Source organism: Pseudovibrio sp. Ad5 (assembly GCF_001623095.1).
Lineage (GTDB): Bacteria > Pseudomonadota > Alphaproteobacteria > Rhizobiales > Stappiaceae > Pseudovibrio.
On record NZ_LMCH01000063.1, the window covers coordinates 223,889 to 240,583 of the forward strand.

Consider the following 16,695-nt stretch of genomic DNA (forward strand, 5'->3'; position numbering starts at 1 on the left):
CAGGGTAGAGAGATAACGTAGATTTAAATATGGGGGTGTTGTTTTTGAGGGGGGGAACGCCTTTTACAAGGCAAAGGATCTTGTTCTTACGCCGCAGCGGGGGAGGGGCTATTCGTTCATGCTGAGACGAGGCAAGAAAAAAGAGGCCCGGTGGCCTCTTGATGTTTTTTGGGAAGGTGTACGCACGTTCGTCATCAACTAAAACATGCTGAGCAAGGCGCAGGCTCCACTCAGCATGGTTCTGGCTCGATAACCCTAGGCAAACTTGCGGCGGGCATCTGCTGCAAGGCCAAGGCCAACAGCGCCGAAGACGTTGCCTTCAACCACAGACGCGTTTGGCATCAAGGACTTGAAGTGTTCGCGCAGCATCGGGATGCGGGTTGTACCGCCAGTGAGGAACATGCTGTTGATCTGATTTGCGGTTACGCCAGCCTTGTTCAACGCTTCCTGAATGGTGGCTTCGATTTTGCCAACGGATGGGCCGATAGCGGCATGGAAATCAGCGTTGGTTGCATCAACCAGAACGTCTTCTTCTTCCAACTCAATTTTGAGACTTGCGATCTCTGCAGAGGAAAGGTCGATCTTGGTCTGCTCCACGCGGGTGGCCAGCATGTGGCCGTCTTTTGCGCGGATCACTTCGCGCAGACGTTCCACCAGATCAGGCTGCGCTGCTTCGCGGCGCACTTCCCCCAATTCCCGCAGGATATTAGGCGAGTAAAGCTGGTTGATGAACTGCCAGGTTGCCAGATCAAAATAGTATTTTGAGGGCAGGGCGCGTTTGCCATCTTTGGTCAGCGTTTTATAGCCCAGATGCGGCATAACCTGCGCAAGTGAGAGCAACCGGTCAAAGTCGGTTCCGCCGATATGAATACCCGTATTGGCGAGGATATCACTGGTGCGATCTGCTGCGTTTTTGCGCTCTGGTGAAACGCGAATGACAGAAAAGTCGGCGGTACCGCCGCCAATATCCAGTACCAGAATAAGCTCTTCGCGCGTTACTGTTTGCTCATAGGCCAGCGCCGCTGCAATCGGCTCATACTGAAAGGCAATGTGCTCAAACCCTTCCTGACGGGCGATCCCTTCCAGCGTTTTTTCTGCTGCACGGTCAGCGGTTTCATTGCCATCGATGAAATGCACCGGACGCCCCAGAACCACGCTGGAAACGTTCTCCTGCATGTGTGTATCCAGCTTGCGTTTCAGCTGGCGCAGGTAGAGCGCAATAATATCTCTGAATGCCATACGGCCACCCATGACAGCCGTTTTTTCCTGAATGAGGGATGTGCCCAAAACGCTTTTAAGCGCCTGCATAAGGCGGCCCTCATCGCCCCTGATGTACTCTTCCTTGGCCTTGCGTCCATAAACGATCTGCTCGTCTTCAAAATTGAAGAAGATGGCGGACGGCATTTCGCTGTGGCCATCTTCAAGCATCACAAGCTCAGGGCTTGCGCCGGAAAAGATGCCCACGGTTGAGTTGGAGGTTCCAAAATCAATGCCTGCGAATGCGCTGTTCATTTTTTAGACCTCTCATCATGCCTCAAGTCAGGCAAAGGTGGACGGCTGCCAGGCAATTGGCGGCACCAATGGGTTTTCAGGTTCGGGATACCTCCCTAGGCATTTGGGAGGGCGAGCTTGATACACGCTGCTTTACGGGATTGCCAGTGAATTTTGACGGGACTTGGATATCTTTGTGGGTGAAAATCAAAACCCGTTTAAAAACATCAGATTGTAGAAACACCCAAAGAATACAGGGGCGTGTTTTCAGAATTGCGACAACAACCAATCTGCTTCTAGGTTCATGCTCTGTTTCCCTCAAATTTTTGAGCGTGCCATGGCCTTGCAGAAAACCGCTTTGATAACAGGTGTTACCGGACAGGACGGAGCGTATCTCAGCCGCTTTCTGTTGGATAAGGGATATGTGGTGCATGGCGTCAAACGCCGCTCCTCTAGCTTTAACACGGGTAGGATTGAGGGGATCTATCAGGGGCCCCATGAGGATGATGCCAGTTTCATCCTGCATTATGGCGACCTGACGGATGCCACCAACCTCATCCGTATCATGCAGGAGGTGCAGCCCGATGAGGTTTATAACCTCGGCGCGCAATCTCATGTGAAGGTGAGTTTTGAAACGCCGGAGTACACTGCAAACAGTGATGCGCTGGGTGTTTTGCGGTTGCTGGAGGCGATCCGTATCCTCGGATTTGAGCAGAAAACGCGGTTTTATCAGGCCTCGACCTCAGAACTTTACGGTTTAGTGCAGGAAGTGCCCCAAAAAGAGACGACACCGTTTTATCCGCGCTCCCCTTATGCGGCGGCCAAGCTTTATGCCTACTGGATTGCGGTCAACTACCGGGAAGCCTACGGAATCCACGCCAGCAATGGCATTTTGTTTAATCATGAGAGCCCTCTGCGCGGTGAAACCTTTGTAACGCGCAAGATCACTCGCGCCGCAGCCGCGATCAGTCTGGGGCAGCAGGACAAGCTGTATCTGGGCAATATTGAGGCTACCCGGGATTGGGGGCATGCGCGCGACTTTGTTGAAGGCATGTGGGCCATGCTGCAGCAGGATGAGCCGGATGATTATGTGCTGGCAACAGGCATCACGACTTCCGTGCGCAAGTTTGCAGAACTGGCGTTTTCAAAATGCGGCATCACACTGGAATGGCAAGACCGCGGCGTTGATGAGAAAGGGATTTGTTCTTCAAGTGGTCGCACTCTTGTTGCGATCGATCCACGCTATTTCCGCCCCTCAGAAGTGAATGAGCTGCTGGGGGATGCTAGCAAGGCACGGGATAAACTCGGTTGGCAGGCAAAAACCTCCCTCGAAACACTGATTGAGGAGATGGTGCAGGCAGACTTGCTAGAAGTGAGAGACAGCAAGGTGCTTGAAGATGCCTGAGCCGCAAGCCACTGACTTTGATCTGACTGGAAAAACGGTTTTCGTAGCTGGGCATAAGGGCATGGTTGGCCGTGCTCTCATGAAGCGGCTGGCGTGGGAAAACTGTACTCTTCTGACTGCGGACCGGGGGCAAGTAGACCTTACTATGCAGGCCGAAACCCTTGCCTTTTTGCAGGAGGCGAAGCCAGAGGTTGTGATTGTTGCTGCCGCCAAAGTGGGAGGCATTTGGGCAAACAATGAGTACCCCGCCGAGTTTCTTTATGAAAACTTGGCCATCGAGACCAACCTCATTCGCGGAGCCTTCGCTGCTGGCGTTCAAAAACTGTTGTTTCTGGGGTCATCGTGTATTTATCCCAAACATGCACCACAGCCGATAGAGGAGGGGGCTTTGCTCTCCGGTCCTCTGGAACCGACCAATGAATGGTATGCCATCGCCAAGATTGCAGGCATCAAGCTATGTGAGGCCTTCAGGCGGCAGTACGGCTGTGATTTCATTTCTGCCATGCCCACCAACTTGTATGGACCCGGCGATAACTTCGATCTGACAAGCAGCCACGTGTTGCCGGCTCTTATGCGCAAGGTGCACGAGGCAAAAGTGAGCGGAGCTGAATCCTTTGAGATCTGGGGAACGGGTGCGCCACGCAGAGAGTTTCTGCATTGTGATGATTGCGCGGATGCCCTGGTGCATCTGCTGAAGACTTACTCCGCAGAAGAGCACATCAATGTTGGCTTTGGTGCAGACATTTCAATTCTAGAACTTGCGCAACGCATCTCCAAAATATTGGGCTATCAAGGCGCCATTACGCAGGACACCTCCAAACCAGATGGAACTGCGAGAAAACTGATGAGCTCGGCTCGCCTGCAACAGTTGGGGTGGGTGCCATACATCTCGCTGGATAAGGGAATTCGTCATACCTATCAGTGGTTCTTGGAAAACCGGGTGCAGGAAGAGCTGGTTTAACGTAGCCCTCTTGAAAATACTTGGACACTCGCAAATGTCACAGTGAAATTAAGAGCAGTTTCAGTCATGTTATCCAGCTGAGATTGGGCGTTGGAGCGGATGTTGATCTCTGCATCCTTCAGCCCCGAAACCAAAGGGATAGCACCATGATTGAACGCATGTACACCAAGCAGCGTATGAGCAAGATCGTTAAACACAACGGCACAGTCTATCTGTGTGGCCAAGTTGGCGTGCGCGGTGAAAGCATCAAAGAACAGACAGCAGAATGTCTGCGCCGTGTTGATGAACTGCTTGTTGAAGCGGGCTCCAGCCGCGAGCAGATTCTGCAAGCCATCGTCTGGCTTTCTGACATGCGTGATTTTGCTGAAATGAACGAAGTTTGGGATGCATGGGTGCCAGAAGGGCATGCGCCTGCACGCGCGTGCGGTGAAGCCCGCCTTGCTTCTCAGGAACTCCTGGTGGAAGTCATCGTAACAGCGGCTTACGATTAAAACGCGCAGGCGTTTGGAGCTGACGACTGGGGGATACATTCGACCAAACGGTGCAGCTCCAAACACCCAACTACGCAAGTGTGCCCCCCCCTATTATTGGAAATGAGCAAGAGGCGTGCCGGACTGCTTAATCGGCAAGCGAATTGCTGTTTTTCCTGCATTGAAGCGGGCTGCTGATAGCCAAAACTTATTCTCCTTTCCAATTTCTCCCGTACTCTGAATTTATGCCTACGTAACGGGCAGCTGGCGGACCGTCCGTCAGTTTGTCGTAGGCTGGGTGGGGCTTCTGGAAGAAGTAACGTATCTTTCAGTGGTCCGGTGGAACCGATTTTCAAACGTGACCGCATGGTTTGAGAGGAAGGACCCAAGTCTGAAGGGCATCACGCGGTGGCACGAACCAGTCAGAGTGGTTGCGTGTCAGGGATGAAGGAACTGTTTGGACAGGGAAACCTGCCTGAATAAGCCATTGTCCTTCCAGGAAACTGGCTATCGTGTCTTTCAGGATAAGAGGCGATGTTGTCCATAACAAAATGCCCGGGCAAGGCGACAGCCAATGCCGAAGAAACTAACTACACCAAATAGCGCAGGTATTGCCTGCTCGCCTTGCTCCTCCCGTTTCTCGGGAATTTAAGCTCCACCACTGCCGGTAAAACCGTGCGGTGCTCTTTGTGTTTGCGGCAATCACAATGCGTTGAAAATGTGCTCTGGCATTTTACGCTGTATATCCACTTTGCAGGCAAACCCCATATGCGCCAGCACATCCCGCTTGGGTTTGATGCCGGGTGCAACCTCAGTCAGCACCGGCCCATTAGGCCCCAGCTGGAAGACGGCGCGCTCGGTCACATAAAGCACTTCCTGCCCATTGGTTTTGGCATTTAAGGCGTTGAAGGTGATGTGGTCTGTTTGCTCCACAAACTTTGTGTGGGTTCCATTGCGCGTCACCTTGAGTTTGTCTTTGCGGTACTCAACCTGAGAATCCACGCCCGTCAGTAAACCGCAAAACACGAGCTTTCTGGCGTTTTGTGAGATGTCTATGAAGCTGCCCGGTCCAACGATTTTACCATTCACTTTGGACAGGTTCACATTCCCATGCCGGTCCACTTCGCTCATGCCCAGAAAGGCAATATCCAGCCCGCCGCCGCTATAGAAGTCAAACTGATCCAGTGAAGAAAGCAGTGCTTCGGATCCCAAAGCAGCGCCATAAAGAGAATCTCCCAGGAACTGGCCGTTGTGATGCCCGTGTTCGCAAGAGAGCCAGATCCTTTCCGCCAACTGCTTGCGCTGCTCAGCAAAGCGAATGCCAGCAGGAACGCCAAAGCCAATATTCACGGCTGCGTTCTCAATCAACTCCTCCGCAGCCCGGCGAGCAATCACCTTGCGGGCAATCTCGCTGGGTTCGTTTTGAACTCTGGTATGAGAGGGTTTGATATCCCCGCTGAGGGCAGGGCTGTACGGCGTGTCATAGGCAATGGTCTGGCCCGGAGCTTCGACAATTGCATCCAGAAAAACACCGGGAACGGTAACAGAACGGGCTGGCAGACTTCCGGTCTGCACCACGTTTCTAACCTGCGCAAAACAATGGCCACCACTGTTATGCGCAGCCGTCGCCAAACTGAGACAATCAAGTGTGACGGCTTCTTCATCAAGGCTGAGATTGCCTTTCATGTCCGCCGCAGACCCGCAAATCAAAGCAAGATCGATCTTGAACGGGCGGTATCGGAGGTATTCCTGACCATGCAGGTGAAGCAGTTCCACAAGCTCATGCTTGGAAGACTTGCTGCATTTACCGCCACCATGTCTGGGATCAACAAATGTCCCCAGTCCGGTGCGGGTGAAGAGACCGGGACGACCCGCACCAATTTCGCGGATCAACTGCTGAATAACCCCAGCCGGAAGGCAATAGGCCTCCAGTTTGTCTTGAGAAATCAGTTTTTGGAGGGAAGGAGTGAGAACGAAGTGAGAGGTGATAATGCCGCGCAGCATTCCCTTGTGAGCAAACCGGTTCAGCCCCCGCTTGTCGCCATCTCCGATGGAGAGCGAGTTGATGATGAATAGGTTTTTGGGTTGCCCTGTCGAAAGAAACCGCTGCTCAATGGCCTCCAGCAAAGCTTCCGGCGTTGCAAGGCCCCGCCCACAGCCGCCAATGACGATGGTGTCGCCATCTTCCACAAAGGCCGCAATTTCACGCGCACTGCAGATCTGCATCCTGCTGGTTCCCGGAGTTCGTGTCCGTTTTGTCTTTGAACCAATTATCCCTCAAACCCTGAAAAGTCCGGTTAAGGCGCATGCAGATGAAATAAAGATCTTTGGAAGCAATACTTTAAGCATGTGTGGCAAGAAAGATGCTTTTCAAACCATTATAACTTGTTATGTAAGTGGCTCAAATTTACAAAAAAGACTGGCTTAAAGTTGATTGTGTTTCAGGAAGATCAAGTGTTTCAGGTGGGAGAGTTCATTCGTGGGGGCGGATTCCGTGACACTTATGAATGTGCGTCTGATCCAACGAAGCTCCTGAAGTTTGACCGGTACGAGGCTGGTGAGCGCAAAGTCAAAAGCCGCGGATTTTTGAAAGATCTGTTTCGGTCAGTGCGTGCGAAACTAGGTTACAAGAAGCAGCGCCTAAGCGGCAATCAGGATGAGTTGCTGGGGTGGCAGCACATTCAAGACGTTGGTTTGGATGAACACCAGTCTTTCGCGAAAGTCTATGGGATCGTGGAGACTGATCGCGGACCTGCTTTGCTAACCGAGAAGATCGACAACTTTTGGCACCCGGAAATCCGCAGTATCCGGGATTACATCAGTCGCCATGGTCGCGTTGAGGACAAAGAACTTATTCGCGCTCTGATTGATTACTTTAAAATCTTACGTCAGAACCACGTTTCCTGTTTTGCCGACAGGCCAGAAAACATGGGCATAGTTCTCGATGCTGCAGGCAATAAGTACATCAAGAGCTTTGACGTAAAACCATACCTGAATCATCAGTTGCTGCCTCTTCATAAGGTTGATTATCTTAACAAAAAGCGGATCAGGCGGCGGTTAGATCGTCACCTCGATATATTAAGTGGCGAGAGCTCTGGCGACGGCCATAAGATTTGATCTGGCCAAGCTGAGTGGCTTGTTTTGTTAAACTGACCTCTGATTGAGAAAGCCAGCCTCATTTCTCACCTGCAGTTCGTTTGCTCTCCGTATTTCAGCCAATTTTCTTCACCTATGCGCGCCTTGTATCTGGGGTGGCTTCGGTTAAGCTGATGGGATTGCAAATTTGGTGAGCGCGATATTTTGTGCGCTGATTTTTCTGGTGTTATCAATCAAATGAAATTGGGGCGGGCTTCGTGGCGCAGAGTGAGGCAGTAAATACTTCCGTGTTGGCATTGTTTAAGCTGAGCGCGTTTCGTCGATTTTTTGGTGTTCTTGTTCCGGCAGCATTCGCGGACTGGATTGATTTCATCGCTATCATGGTGCTCGTCAGCTACAGCTGGGAAATGGGTGCGACCGAGGTTGCCAGTGTCATCATGGCTGCGACCTTGCCCCGTGTGATCTTCGGCCTGCCAGCCGGTGTTCTGGTTGACCGGATTGGGGCTGGCCCTGTGCTGATCGCCGGTTTGCTTATCCGAGCCGGGTTGATGGTTGGCATGTTCTTCTTTGCAACCAGTCTTTCGCTCCTTATCGCTTTTGTGTTTCTCAAAGCCACTGTGTCAGCCGCCTTTATGCCTGCGCAGCAACTGGCGTTGAAGAAAATCGTGCCGTCAAACATGCTGACACAAGCGGTGAGCGTGGATCATTTCGTCATTCAATCTACCAAGATCTTTGCGCCAGTTATGGGTGGTGCTTTGCTTGCCATCTGGAGCCCACACTCTGTCTTCTTGTTAGGGGGCGCGAGCTTTGCCGTAGCTTCTCTGATTTGCCTGAGCTTGTTAGGGGTGCTGAAAAAGGATGCTAACGATGCCTCGGAGGAAAACACCGAGAAAAGCAGTGTGGTGAATGATGCCAAGGTTGGTTTGGCTTATCTTTGGAAAACACCGCGTCTTCTTTTAGGCATGGCGCTCATCTGCCTCTTTATATTCAGCGTCTTTCTTTATGAGGCTGTCCTGTTGCTCCTCATCAAGGAAACCGGTCAGCCAGAGAGTGCAGCTGGACCTATCCTGGGTTCGATTGGCGTTGGCGGGCTTATCGGAACTTATCTGACGGCCAAGGTAGGAGATCGTGTCAACTTGCACCTGCTGATGGTGATTGGCTCTTTCTTCGGGGGTGCTCTCACCATAGTCGTGGGCTGGATTCCGTTCAGTTCAGTGCCTTTTGGGATGCAGGAACAGATGGCTCTCTGGTTCGTTGGCGGCGCCTTTACCAGCTTTATCACGGTGCCGTTTGGGGCAATCGTTGTTAAGCAAACGCCTGAGCATTTGCTGGGACGTATCACTTCGGTTGGCGAGATGTTGCAATCGGGTCTCATGCTGATTGCGATTCCGATCGGCGCCTTTTTGGCAGAGCAGTGGTTTGTATCCATGCCCTTCTTTGCGGGCGGTGCTATTATGTGTGGTGGAGCGTTGATTGGGCTGTTTGCCGTGCTTAACCTCGGCAAAGCGCCAGACGTGGAACCCGTGATTTCAGAGGAAGTTGTCTAAGCATTCCATCAAGCAGTTACGACTTTAATTGTGCTCGACCTTGCTTGATGGCTGAGGCATTCTCGCTGCATTGCTCAAATCTGCCACCTGCGCTGAGCAATGAGGGGGGAATGAAATGACAGGCTTTGTATTTAACACGGCGGCCAGCGTTGTATGTGAGCCCGGTGCGGTTCAGAAGTTGGATGAGCTCACGCTGAAAACCATCGGCAAGCGTGTTTTTCTGGTGAGTGATAAAGGACTGATGAAGGCAGGTCTTGTTGAGCCTGTGATTACTCAGCTGGAAGCTGCTGGAATAGATGTCACCTTGTTTGATGATGTTGTTGCCGACCCGCCAGAAGCCATCGTTTTGCACGCTGCAGAATTAGCAAAAGCGGCTGATGTGGACAGTGTTATCGGTCTGGGTGGTGGGTCCTCGCTGGATGTTGCCAAGCTTGTCGCACTGCTCGTTGGGGGAGGAGAGCAGCTCGCTGACATCTACGGTGTTGGAATGGCTAAAGGGAAAAGATTGCCCCTGATCCTTATCCCAACAACCGCTGGCACGGGATCTGAAGTGACGCCAATATCCATCATCACGACGGGTGAGGCTGAAAAGAAGGGCGTTGTGTCTCCGTCCTTATTGCCTGATGTGGCATTGCTGGATGCTGACCTCACAGTTGGGTTGCCGCCTCATGTCACGGCTGCAACTGGCATCGATGCGATGGTGCATGCAATTGAGGCCTACACGTCGACATCTGCAAACAACAACCCGGTGTCCAAAGTGCTAGCACAAGAAGCCTTGCGTTTGCTGGGTGCGAATATCGAGAAGGCCGTGAACACGCCGCTGGATAAAGAGGCGCGTTCCAATATGCTGCTTGGTTCCATGTTGGCAGGGCAGGCGTTTGCCAACTCTCCGGTAGCGGCTGTGCATGCGCTGGCCTACCCGATTGGCGGCATTTTCCATGTGCCTCACGGAGTTTCCAATGCACTGGTTCTGCCACACGTGATGCGGTTCAACTTGCCGACCTGTGCGCAGGCTTATGCTGAGCTCGCTCCGCTGGTGTTCCCGGAGCTCGCAGAGATTCCGACCGATAATCGAGGCGACGTGTTTGCAGACCGGTTGGCGGAGCTTTCCAAAGTTCTGGGCGTTGAAACAACGCTTCGTGAAGTGGGCATTGGTGAGCAAGACGTTGTGAAGCTGGCCAGTGAAGCGATGAAGCAAACGCGGTTGCTGGTGAATAATCCACGTGAGGTGGACGAGGATAGCGCCTTGAAGATCTACCAGCAGGCTCTTTGAGAGCGGATTGAAGCGGAGACCACAGACGATGAGCAAACCCAAAAAGCCGGCTGCGCATACTCGTGCACATTACGCGTTCTTCAGTGATGTTCAGACCCGTTGGGAAGACAACGATGTATATGGGCACATCAATAATGCGGTCTACTACAGTTACTTTGATAGTGCTGTGAACGCCTATCTCATTGAGAATGATGCTCTCAACATTCAAGAGGGGGATGAGATCGGGCTGGTTGTGGAATCTGGCTGCCAGTACTTCTCTGAGATCGCCTACCCGGACAAGATCGATATTGGGCTGCGTGTCGGGCACCTGGGCAACAGCTCCGTGCGATACGAACTGGCCTTGTTTGCGCAAGATGCTGAGACTGCTGCGGCACAAGGATTTTTTACGCATGTGTACGTAGATCGTGCGACACGCAGGCCGCAAGCGCTCTCCGGCAATCTGCGTACTGCACTTGAGGCGCTTCTACTACAGGTTGCTGATTCTTAATTGTTAAAAATGTAATGATTAATTGCACTTATAATAAATAGATGATGAGCGCATAAAACGATAAAACTTTCAGAAATTACTCAATTAATGCCTTAAATACCCACGGGTTAACCACTGGTTGAGATTTACAAGCTTAGGATGCCGCCAAGTCATGGGCAATGACTTCTATTCGGGAGAAATCGGGTCATGAGGCGGGTCCTCCAGCTATTTACGAATTTGCAGCTGTCGATGAAAATCGGTGGTGGCTTCATTATTGTACTCTTGCTTTCCGCTGCAGCTGGTGGGATCGGAATCTTTTCTATCTCTCAGCTCACCAAGCAAACAGAGATGACAAATGCAACCATGCGTTTAATGCAGGGCCTGCATGATACGACATCAGCGCGCGAAACTTATCTGCGCAGCTTGAGCAAGTATGATGCAACCGCTGCGGCTGATGAGCTGAATCTGCTGGGTGCAGATTTGGAAGCTCTTCATGAGCAGGTTGTTGCAGATGGCAAAGATGGCACCGCCTTTGAAGAGACCCACGAAAATGTGCGGGCTCTGAAAGGCCTGTTCAGCCGCGTTCGCATGTCGACCGATATTCAGGAATCACAAGTTGCCAAGATGATGTCTGCTGTTGCCAATCTTCAGATGATTGGCAAAAAGGTTCAGGCTGACATCTCAAAGATTGCGGCCTCGGCGACTGAGCAGGACAAGCTGGCCAAAGAGCAGTTGAAAGAAGCTGACAAAGCGGGCCGTCTTGTTGCGACTATTCAGAGCCAGGCCCTGAACATGCGCTACTTCTTCGTGAAGGCGACAACAAGCTCTGAAGAAGGCGCACTGCGCAAAACGCTGCTCAGCGCTGCGAAAGCGCGCCGTGAGATCAAGAAACTGCAGAAAATCCAGCTGTCACATCTGGATGCCAAGGTTCTTCAAAGTCTGGCAGGCGTTTCAGATACGCTGGTTGATAAGCTGAAAGCCCTGCGCGATTCTACGGACTTCTCCGAGATGTATTCGCTGCGCCAGGACATCACTGCAAGTATTGATGTGCTCGGCGAAACGGCTCAGCTGGTCATCGGCTTTACCTATCGCTCTATTGATGATGCGAACAGGAAGCAGGCTGAAGCGGTTGATCGTAAGCAGCAGGTTGATGCCGCTCTGGCCTCAGTCTCCAACATCACACGCCAGACACTGGCTGTGAGCTCGTCTTCTCTTTCCTTCCTGCGTGCAGGTTCTGGTGTGAAGTCTGAGGAAGTCTCCAAGGAGATTGATCAGCTTGGCGCAGCGGGCCGCGAGTTTAAAGCGGGTGTGAAAGACATTGAAGGCGGCGTGAAGGCCTCTAAAGATGCTATCAAAGAAATCGCTGCGATCCGCTCTGGTTTCGGTTCAATGGCAAACGGTAAGAAAGAACTTGCCAGCCTTGTTACAAAGCTCACTGAGCAATCTGAAACAGTTCAGGGACAGATCATCGACATTGCAGCCTCTGAGGCTGAAAATGCGAGTGCAGCTGGTGATCTTGCAACCAACTTGATTGCGACAACCGTTGCTGTTGGCCTTGTACTTGGTGCGTTGATTGCACTGGGTCTGTCTCTTGCCATCACTCGTCCGACCAAGCGTCTGACCGGCATCATGGAACGTCTGGCAAATGGCGATACCGATGTTGAGATTGCCGGCGCAAAGCGTAAAGACGAAATTGGTGATATGAGCCGCACGGTTCAGGTCTTCCGTGATAACGCTTTGGAACGTGCACGTTTGCGCGAAGAGCAGGCACATGTTGCTGAAAAGGACGCTGAAAAGCAGCGCGAAATTGAGCAGCTGATCACTGACTTCAGAAATACAGCCGCAAACTTGCTGACCTCTGTGAATGACAGCATGGGTGAGATGGGCGAGACAGCCAGCGTGATGGCAGATCTTGCTCGCGGTACCTCTGATCAGACAGAGCGGGCAGCGGCCTCTTCCACTGATGCTGCCAACAACGTGCAGATGGTTTCTGCCGCCGCAGAAGAGCTGAGCAGCTCCATTGAGGAAATTGCACGTCAGGTGAGCGCGACAACCTCCGTTGTTGCCAAAGCAACTGAGAGTGCGCACGTTTCCAACGACCGCATCAATGAGCTGGCCGATGCCACAGTCAAGATTGGTGAGGTTGTCGGGCTGATTCAGGCGATCGCCGAGCAGACCAACTTGCTGGCTTTGAATGCGACCATCGAAGCGGCGAGGGCTGGAGAAGCTGGTAAGGGATTCGCAGTCGTCGCGGCTGAGGTGAAAGAACTTGCCAACCAGACGTCCAAGGCCACAGAGGAAATTAGTTCCCAGATCTCTGCGATTCAGAACTCCACGACAGATGCTGTATCCTCCATCGAGGGCATCTCGCATACAATGGATGAGGTTACCGCATTTACCTCTGCAATTGCGACGGCTGTTGAGCAGCAGGGGGCTGCGACAACTGAGATTAGCCGCAACGTGCAGGAAGCTGCTGTGGGAACATCCAGCGTCAACGAGAATATGACGTTGGTCTCTGATGCAGTGAGTGAAACCAATACCGCGTCCTCACGTGTGCTAACAGCCTCTACAGAGGTGACTGAAAGTACGCGTGCGCTAGGCAGAGAAGTTGATGACTTCCTGACTGCGGTCGCGAAAGTCGGCTAACACACTCAAAATTCTGAAAATTGGAAGGCAGCTTAGATATTCTAAGCTGCCTTTTATTTTATCCTGATTAAACAAAATGATTTCATTTATATATTTCCAGGAGGAATAGCATTTTAGAGTTGTAATAGTTCGAATTTATAGAATTGCACGTAAGTATTTTGTCTTTGTTGTGCCGCAAGGATAAATACAAAACGCTGATATATATGTATAGAATAACATATGCATGCTGAATATACTAAGGAATGACTTGGTGAATTAATAATAATCGTTTTTTATATTAACTGATCGTCAATTTATGAAATACATATTCTGTCTGCTTGAATTTTATTCACTTAAGTAACGAAATAGAAAAACATAGAGGCAGCTATGTCGCCGGGTGCACATCTGTCCGATACTGAAAAAACATTCAGTGAGGCAGACATCATTGTTAGCAAGACTGACCTAAAGGGCCGCATTACGTACTGTAATGAGATCTTTTGCGAGATTGCGGGATACTCCTACAAGGAACTCATAGGTCAGCCACACAGCATTATTCGTCATCCAGACATGCCTCGGTGCGTCTTTGAACTTCTTTGGAAGCGGATTGCGGATGGGCAGGAGGTCTTTGCGTATGTGAAGAACCTTTGCCGGGGCGGTGAGTTCTACTGGGTGTTCGCCCACGTCACTCCCACCTTCGACAATGCAGGAAAGATCATCGGATATCATTCAACACGCAGAGTGCCAGAGCGAAAGATCCTCAATGACGCGATCATTCCGTTCTACCAGCAGCTCATTGAGATGGAGCAGGCTCCAAAGAGCCGGAAAGACGGGCAACACAACAGCTCTGAGTTTCTGGCGAACTACCTCTCCGATAATCGGGTGACCTATGATGAATTTATCCTCACTCTCTAAGAGTGTCTTCCTGAGTTGCCTGACGGCTGCAACCTGCGTTGGTATTGCGCTTCTGGGAATGGGAGGAGAGAGCAGTCTGCTTTCAATCCTTTCTGGTCTGGCAGGTGTAGCAGCGGTGCTCTCACTGTTTTTCGTGCTTAAGGTACGGCGCGTGCTGAAGCATGTGACTGAAATTGCAACCTTGCAGGCAAGTGGTGATCTGGAAGCACGCACGCTTGTGGGAATGGATCATGGAGAGTTGAAGGACCTGCTTGCGAGTGTGAACTACTCCACGGACAAGACAGATTCCTTTATTCGCGAAATGGTGGCATCCACGCACGCTTTGTCAGCGAACAAGTATTATCGCCGCGTTGTCACGCGCGGGCTGCAAGGCTCGTTTCTGGTTTATGCAACTCAGGTGAATGAGGCGATCGCGAAGGTACAAAACCGGATCTGCGATTTTTCTGGTCAAACCGATGCCTTTGAACAGCTGACCCGCAATGCGACAGACCTGCTTTCCAGCTCGGGCCAGAACATGAGCGACAACGCGCAACAGATGGAACAATCCGCCGACCTGACCCTTCAGCGCGCATCTGCCGTGACCGTGGCGTCTGAAGAGACATCCGCAAATGTGCAGACCGTATCTGCTGCTGTTGAGGAGCTTTCTGCCTCTGCCGCAGAGATCGGCAATCAGGTGAAATTTACCGCTGATGTCACCAGAACCGCTGTTCAGGAAGTTGAAGCTGGCGAAACCAAGATCAGCAGCTTGAGCGCCGCCGCTGAAACCATCGGCGATGTTGTAGAACTCATCAGCTCCATTGCCGAGCAGACGCATTTGCTGGCGCTCAATGCGACGATTGAAGCAGCGCGGGCAGGGGAAACGGGCAAAGGCTTTGCCGTTGTGGCGGGTGAGGTAAAGGATCTGGCAGGCCAGACCTCTGATGCGATCGGTCAGATCTCCGGTCAGATTGAGGCCATTCAGTCAGCTACCGCGGAAACAGTTGTCTCGTTTAAGCAGGTAGCAGAATCCATCTCCAAGATCGAAAGCGTCACAGACTCAATTTCGCTCTCTGCAAGACAGCAAGCTGAAGCGACCACCGAGATCGCCCAGAATATTGCCGAGGCTTATTCTGGTACACGGCTTGTGGCCAGCAACGTGGCGGATGTTTCGACCTACGCGAATGAAACGGAGAATGCTGCTGAGCATGTGATCGGATCTGCTGTTGAGATGAACCAGCAGATTTCATCGCTGTCTTCCGCTGTGACCGAATACATCACCGAGCTGCGCAATGGCCCGCTGAGCAACAGCGAGATGCGCACCTGATACCTCCTTTGTCCTGAAACACGATATGGGAGACCTAATTCGCGTTTCAGGACGCTCTAAAGAACTGAGCCACCTACCACGTTGCTATAACAACAAAGGATAGCAACATGAAAACTCTGGTTCTTGGCACACTCTTAGCAATGGCCTGTACGTCTGCTTTGGCGGATCAGCAGATTGCGGGCTATGACCGCCTTACAGTATCGGCCCCTCATCGCACGTCTGCTGTTGCAGCGTCTGTGTGGTATCCGATCAAAACACCAACCTACCGCAATGTGATTGGCGACAATGCGGTGTTTAAGGGCACCTCCGCCTATGTTGGCGCTGCAATCAAAGAGGGCAAGCATCCACTTATTGTGCTCTCGCATGGCTCCGGCGGTAATATGGATGGGCTTTCATGGCTGTCATCCGGACTGGCACTGAAAGGCGCAATGGTCCTCGCAGTTAATCACCCGGGCAGCACCTCCGGCGATTCCTCGCCTCGCCGGTCGCTGCGCCTTGATGAGCGTGCCAAAGATCTGATGGCAGCTCTGGATGAGCTTGTGAATGATCCGGCTTTTGCAGACTATATCGATGAAAGTCGCATCAGCTCACTTGGGTTCTCTTTGGGAGGGGCGACCGCGCTGAACCTGGCAGGTCTGCGGTTTAAGGGCGATCAGTACAACGAGTACTGCAACGGTATTGGTAAAGGACAAGCAGACTGCGTCTTTCTCTCCAAGGGCGGCGTTGATTTTTCCAGGCTGCCTGCAGGCTTTTCAAAAGAGGCACGAGATAGTCGGGTTACCGCCGCGATTGCCGTCGACCCCGGCTTTACTTATGTCATTGACGAACAAAGCCTGATGGAGGTTAAGCAACCTGTGCTCTTACTAAACATTGGCGAAGAGAACCTTTGGAAAGCGGCTGATGTGGGACCAGAAGGCAGTAACCTGGTAGCTAAGCTGGAAAATGCGAGCTTCGCTGTCGTCAAACCCGGACACCACTTCACATTTCTGGCGGAGTGTAAGCCAGAAGGGGCTGCCGTTCTGGCAGCTGAAAATGATGATCCGGTATGTGATGATCCTGAAGGAACTGATCGGGCACAGATCCATGAGGACATTCTTGAAGAAATCGCACGCTTCTTGAAGCTGTAGACGGAGAGAGCTGCGAAGC

13 protein-coding genes are annotated in these 16,695 nt (G+C 51.9%); 11 read left to right on the forward strand and 2 right to left on the reverse strand.

From position 1 onward, the window contains the following. Nucleotides 1-255: 255 nt before the first annotated feature. The gene (locus PsAD5_RS20740) at nt 256-1,512 is read right to left on the reverse strand and encodes an Hsp70 family protein (RefSeq protein WP_063293488.1); all 1,257 of its coding nucleotides are present in this window, start codon (nt 1,510-1,512) and stop codon (nt 256-258) included. Between the two features lie 322 nt (nt 1,513-1,834). On the opposite strand from PsAD5_RS20740, the gene gmd reads away from it, so the two are divergent. The 3 genes from gmd to PsAD5_RS20755 all read left to right on the forward strand — a co-directional run bounded on the left by gmd (nt 1,835) and on the right by PsAD5_RS20755 (nt 4,348). Then, nucleotides 1,835-2,896 (forward strand): GDP-mannose 4,6-dehydratase, encoded by a 1,062-nt coding sequence (gene gmd / locus PsAD5_RS20745; RefSeq protein WP_208988739.1) that lies wholly within the window; start codon nt 1,835-1,837, stop codon nt 2,894-2,896. Continuing rightward, the gene (gene fcl / locus PsAD5_RS20750) at nt 2,889-3,857 is read left to right on the forward strand and encodes a GDP-L-fucose synthase (protein ID WP_063293489.1); all 969 of its coding nucleotides are present in this window, start codon (nt 2,889-2,891) and stop codon (nt 3,855-3,857) included. The genes gmd and fcl overlap by 8 nt, the downstream gene beginning before the upstream one ends. A gap of 146 nt (nt 3,858-4,003) precedes the next feature. Continuing rightward, nucleotides 4,004-4,348, forward strand: a complete 345-nt coding sequence (locus tag PsAD5_RS20755) for a RidA family protein (protein WP_063293604.1) — start codon at nt 4,004-4,006, stop codon at nt 4,346-4,348. Nucleotides 4,349-5,029: 681 nt separating this feature from the next. Here PsAD5_RS20755 and PsAD5_RS20760 read toward each other — a convergent pair. Then, the gene (locus PsAD5_RS20760) at nt 5,030-6,553 is read right to left on the reverse strand and encodes an acyl CoA:acetate/3-ketoacid CoA transferase (protein ID WP_063293490.1); all 1,524 of its coding nucleotides are present in this window, start codon (nt 6,551-6,553) and stop codon (nt 5,030-5,032) included. A 228-nt stretch (nt 6,554-6,781) separates the two neighbouring features. On the opposite strand from PsAD5_RS20760, the gene PsAD5_RS20765 reads away from it, so the two are divergent. The 8 genes from PsAD5_RS20765 to PsAD5_RS20800 all read left to right on the forward strand — a co-directional run bounded on the left by PsAD5_RS20765 (nt 6,782) and on the right by PsAD5_RS20800 (nt 16,676). Next, nucleotides 6,782-7,444, forward strand: a complete 663-nt coding sequence (locus tag PsAD5_RS20765; RefSeq protein WP_208981797.1) for a YrbL family protein — start codon at nt 6,782-6,784, stop codon at nt 7,442-7,444. Nucleotides 7,445-7,680: 236 nt separating this feature from the next. After that, nucleotides 7,681-8,970, forward strand: coding sequence for an MFS transporter (locus tag PsAD5_RS20770; protein ID WP_063293491.1), 1,290 nt, complete (start codon nt 7,681-7,683; stop codon nt 8,968-8,970). Nucleotides 8,971-9,085: 115 nt separating this feature from the next. Then, nucleotides 9,086-10,243 carry an iron-containing alcohol dehydrogenase gene (locus PsAD5_RS20775; protein ID WP_063293492.1) on the forward strand — a complete coding sequence of 386 codons (1,158 nt, stop codon included), beginning with the start codon at nt 9,086-9,088 and terminating at the stop codon, nt 10,241-10,243. Between the two features lie 28 nt (nt 10,244-10,271). Continuing rightward, the gene (locus PsAD5_RS20780) at nt 10,272-10,730 is read left to right on the forward strand and encodes an acyl-CoA thioesterase (protein ID WP_063293493.1); all 459 of its coding nucleotides are present in this window, start codon (nt 10,272-10,274) and stop codon (nt 10,728-10,730) included. Between the two features lie 228 nt (nt 10,731-10,958). Then, nucleotides 10,959-13,355, forward strand: a complete 2,397-nt coding sequence (locus PsAD5_RS20785) for a methyl-accepting chemotaxis protein (RefSeq protein WP_208980592.1) — start codon at nt 10,959-10,961, stop codon at nt 13,353-13,355. A gap of 366 nt (nt 13,356-13,721) precedes the next feature. Further along, a complete protein-coding gene (locus tag PsAD5_RS20790) occupies nt 13,722-14,246 on the forward strand; it encodes a PAS domain-containing protein (protein ID WP_063293494.1) in 525 nt (174 codons plus the stop codon). Next, on the forward strand, nt 14,224-15,549 hold the full coding sequence (locus PsAD5_RS20795) for a methyl-accepting chemotaxis protein (RefSeq protein WP_208988723.1): 1,326 nt from the start codon (nt 14,224-14,226) through the stop codon (nt 15,547-15,549). Before PsAD5_RS20790 ends, PsAD5_RS20795 begins: the two co-directional genes overlap by 23 nt. A 107-nt stretch (nt 15,550-15,656) precedes the next feature. Next, on the forward strand, nt 15,657-16,676 hold the full coding sequence (locus tag PsAD5_RS20800) for an alpha/beta hydrolase family protein (RefSeq protein ID WP_063293495.1): 1,020 nt from the start codon (nt 15,657-15,659) through the stop codon (nt 16,674-16,676). Nucleotides 16,677-16,695 lie beyond the last annotated feature (19 nt).

Excerpts from the sequence above, each read along its gene's own strand:
- PsAD5_RS20775 (WP_063293492.1), top strand. The coding sequence starts at position 9,086 with ATGACAGGCTTTGTATTTAACACGGCGGCCAGCGTTGTATGTGAGCCC.
- fcl (WP_063293489.1), top strand. The coding sequence starts at position 2,889 with ATGCCTGAGCCGCAAGCCACTGACTTTGATCTGACTGGAAAAACGGTT.
- PsAD5_RS20795 (WP_208988723.1), top strand. The coding sequence starts at position 14,224 with ATGAATTTATCCTCACTCTCTAAGAGTGTCTTCCTGAGTTGCCTGACG.
- PsAD5_RS20785 (WP_208980592.1), top strand. The coding sequence starts at position 10,959 with ATGAAAATCGGTGGTGGCTTCATTATTGTACTCTTGCTTTCCGCTGCA.
- PsAD5_RS20780 (WP_063293493.1), top strand. The coding sequence starts at position 10,272 with ATGAGCAAACCCAAAAAGCCGGCTGCGCATACTCGTGCACATTACGCG.
- PsAD5_RS20800 (WP_063293495.1), top strand. The coding sequence starts at position 15,657 with ATGAAAACTCTGGTTCTTGGCACACTCTTAGCAATGGCCTGTACGTCT.
- PsAD5_RS20760 (WP_063293490.1), bottom strand. The coding sequence starts at position 6,553 with ATGCAGATCTGCAGTGCGCGTGAAATTGCGGCCTTTGTGGAAGATGGC.
- PsAD5_RS20755 (WP_063293604.1), top strand. The coding sequence starts at position 4,004 with ATGATTGAACGCATGTACACCAAGCAGCGTATGAGCAAGATCGTTAAA.
- PsAD5_RS20740 (WP_063293488.1), bottom strand. The coding sequence starts at position 1,512 with ATGAACAGCGCATTCGCAGGCATTGATTTTGGAACCTCCAACTCAACC.
- PsAD5_RS20790 (WP_063293494.1), top strand. The coding sequence starts at position 13,722 with ATGTCGCCGGGTGCACATCTGTCCGATACTGAAAAAACATTCAGTGAG.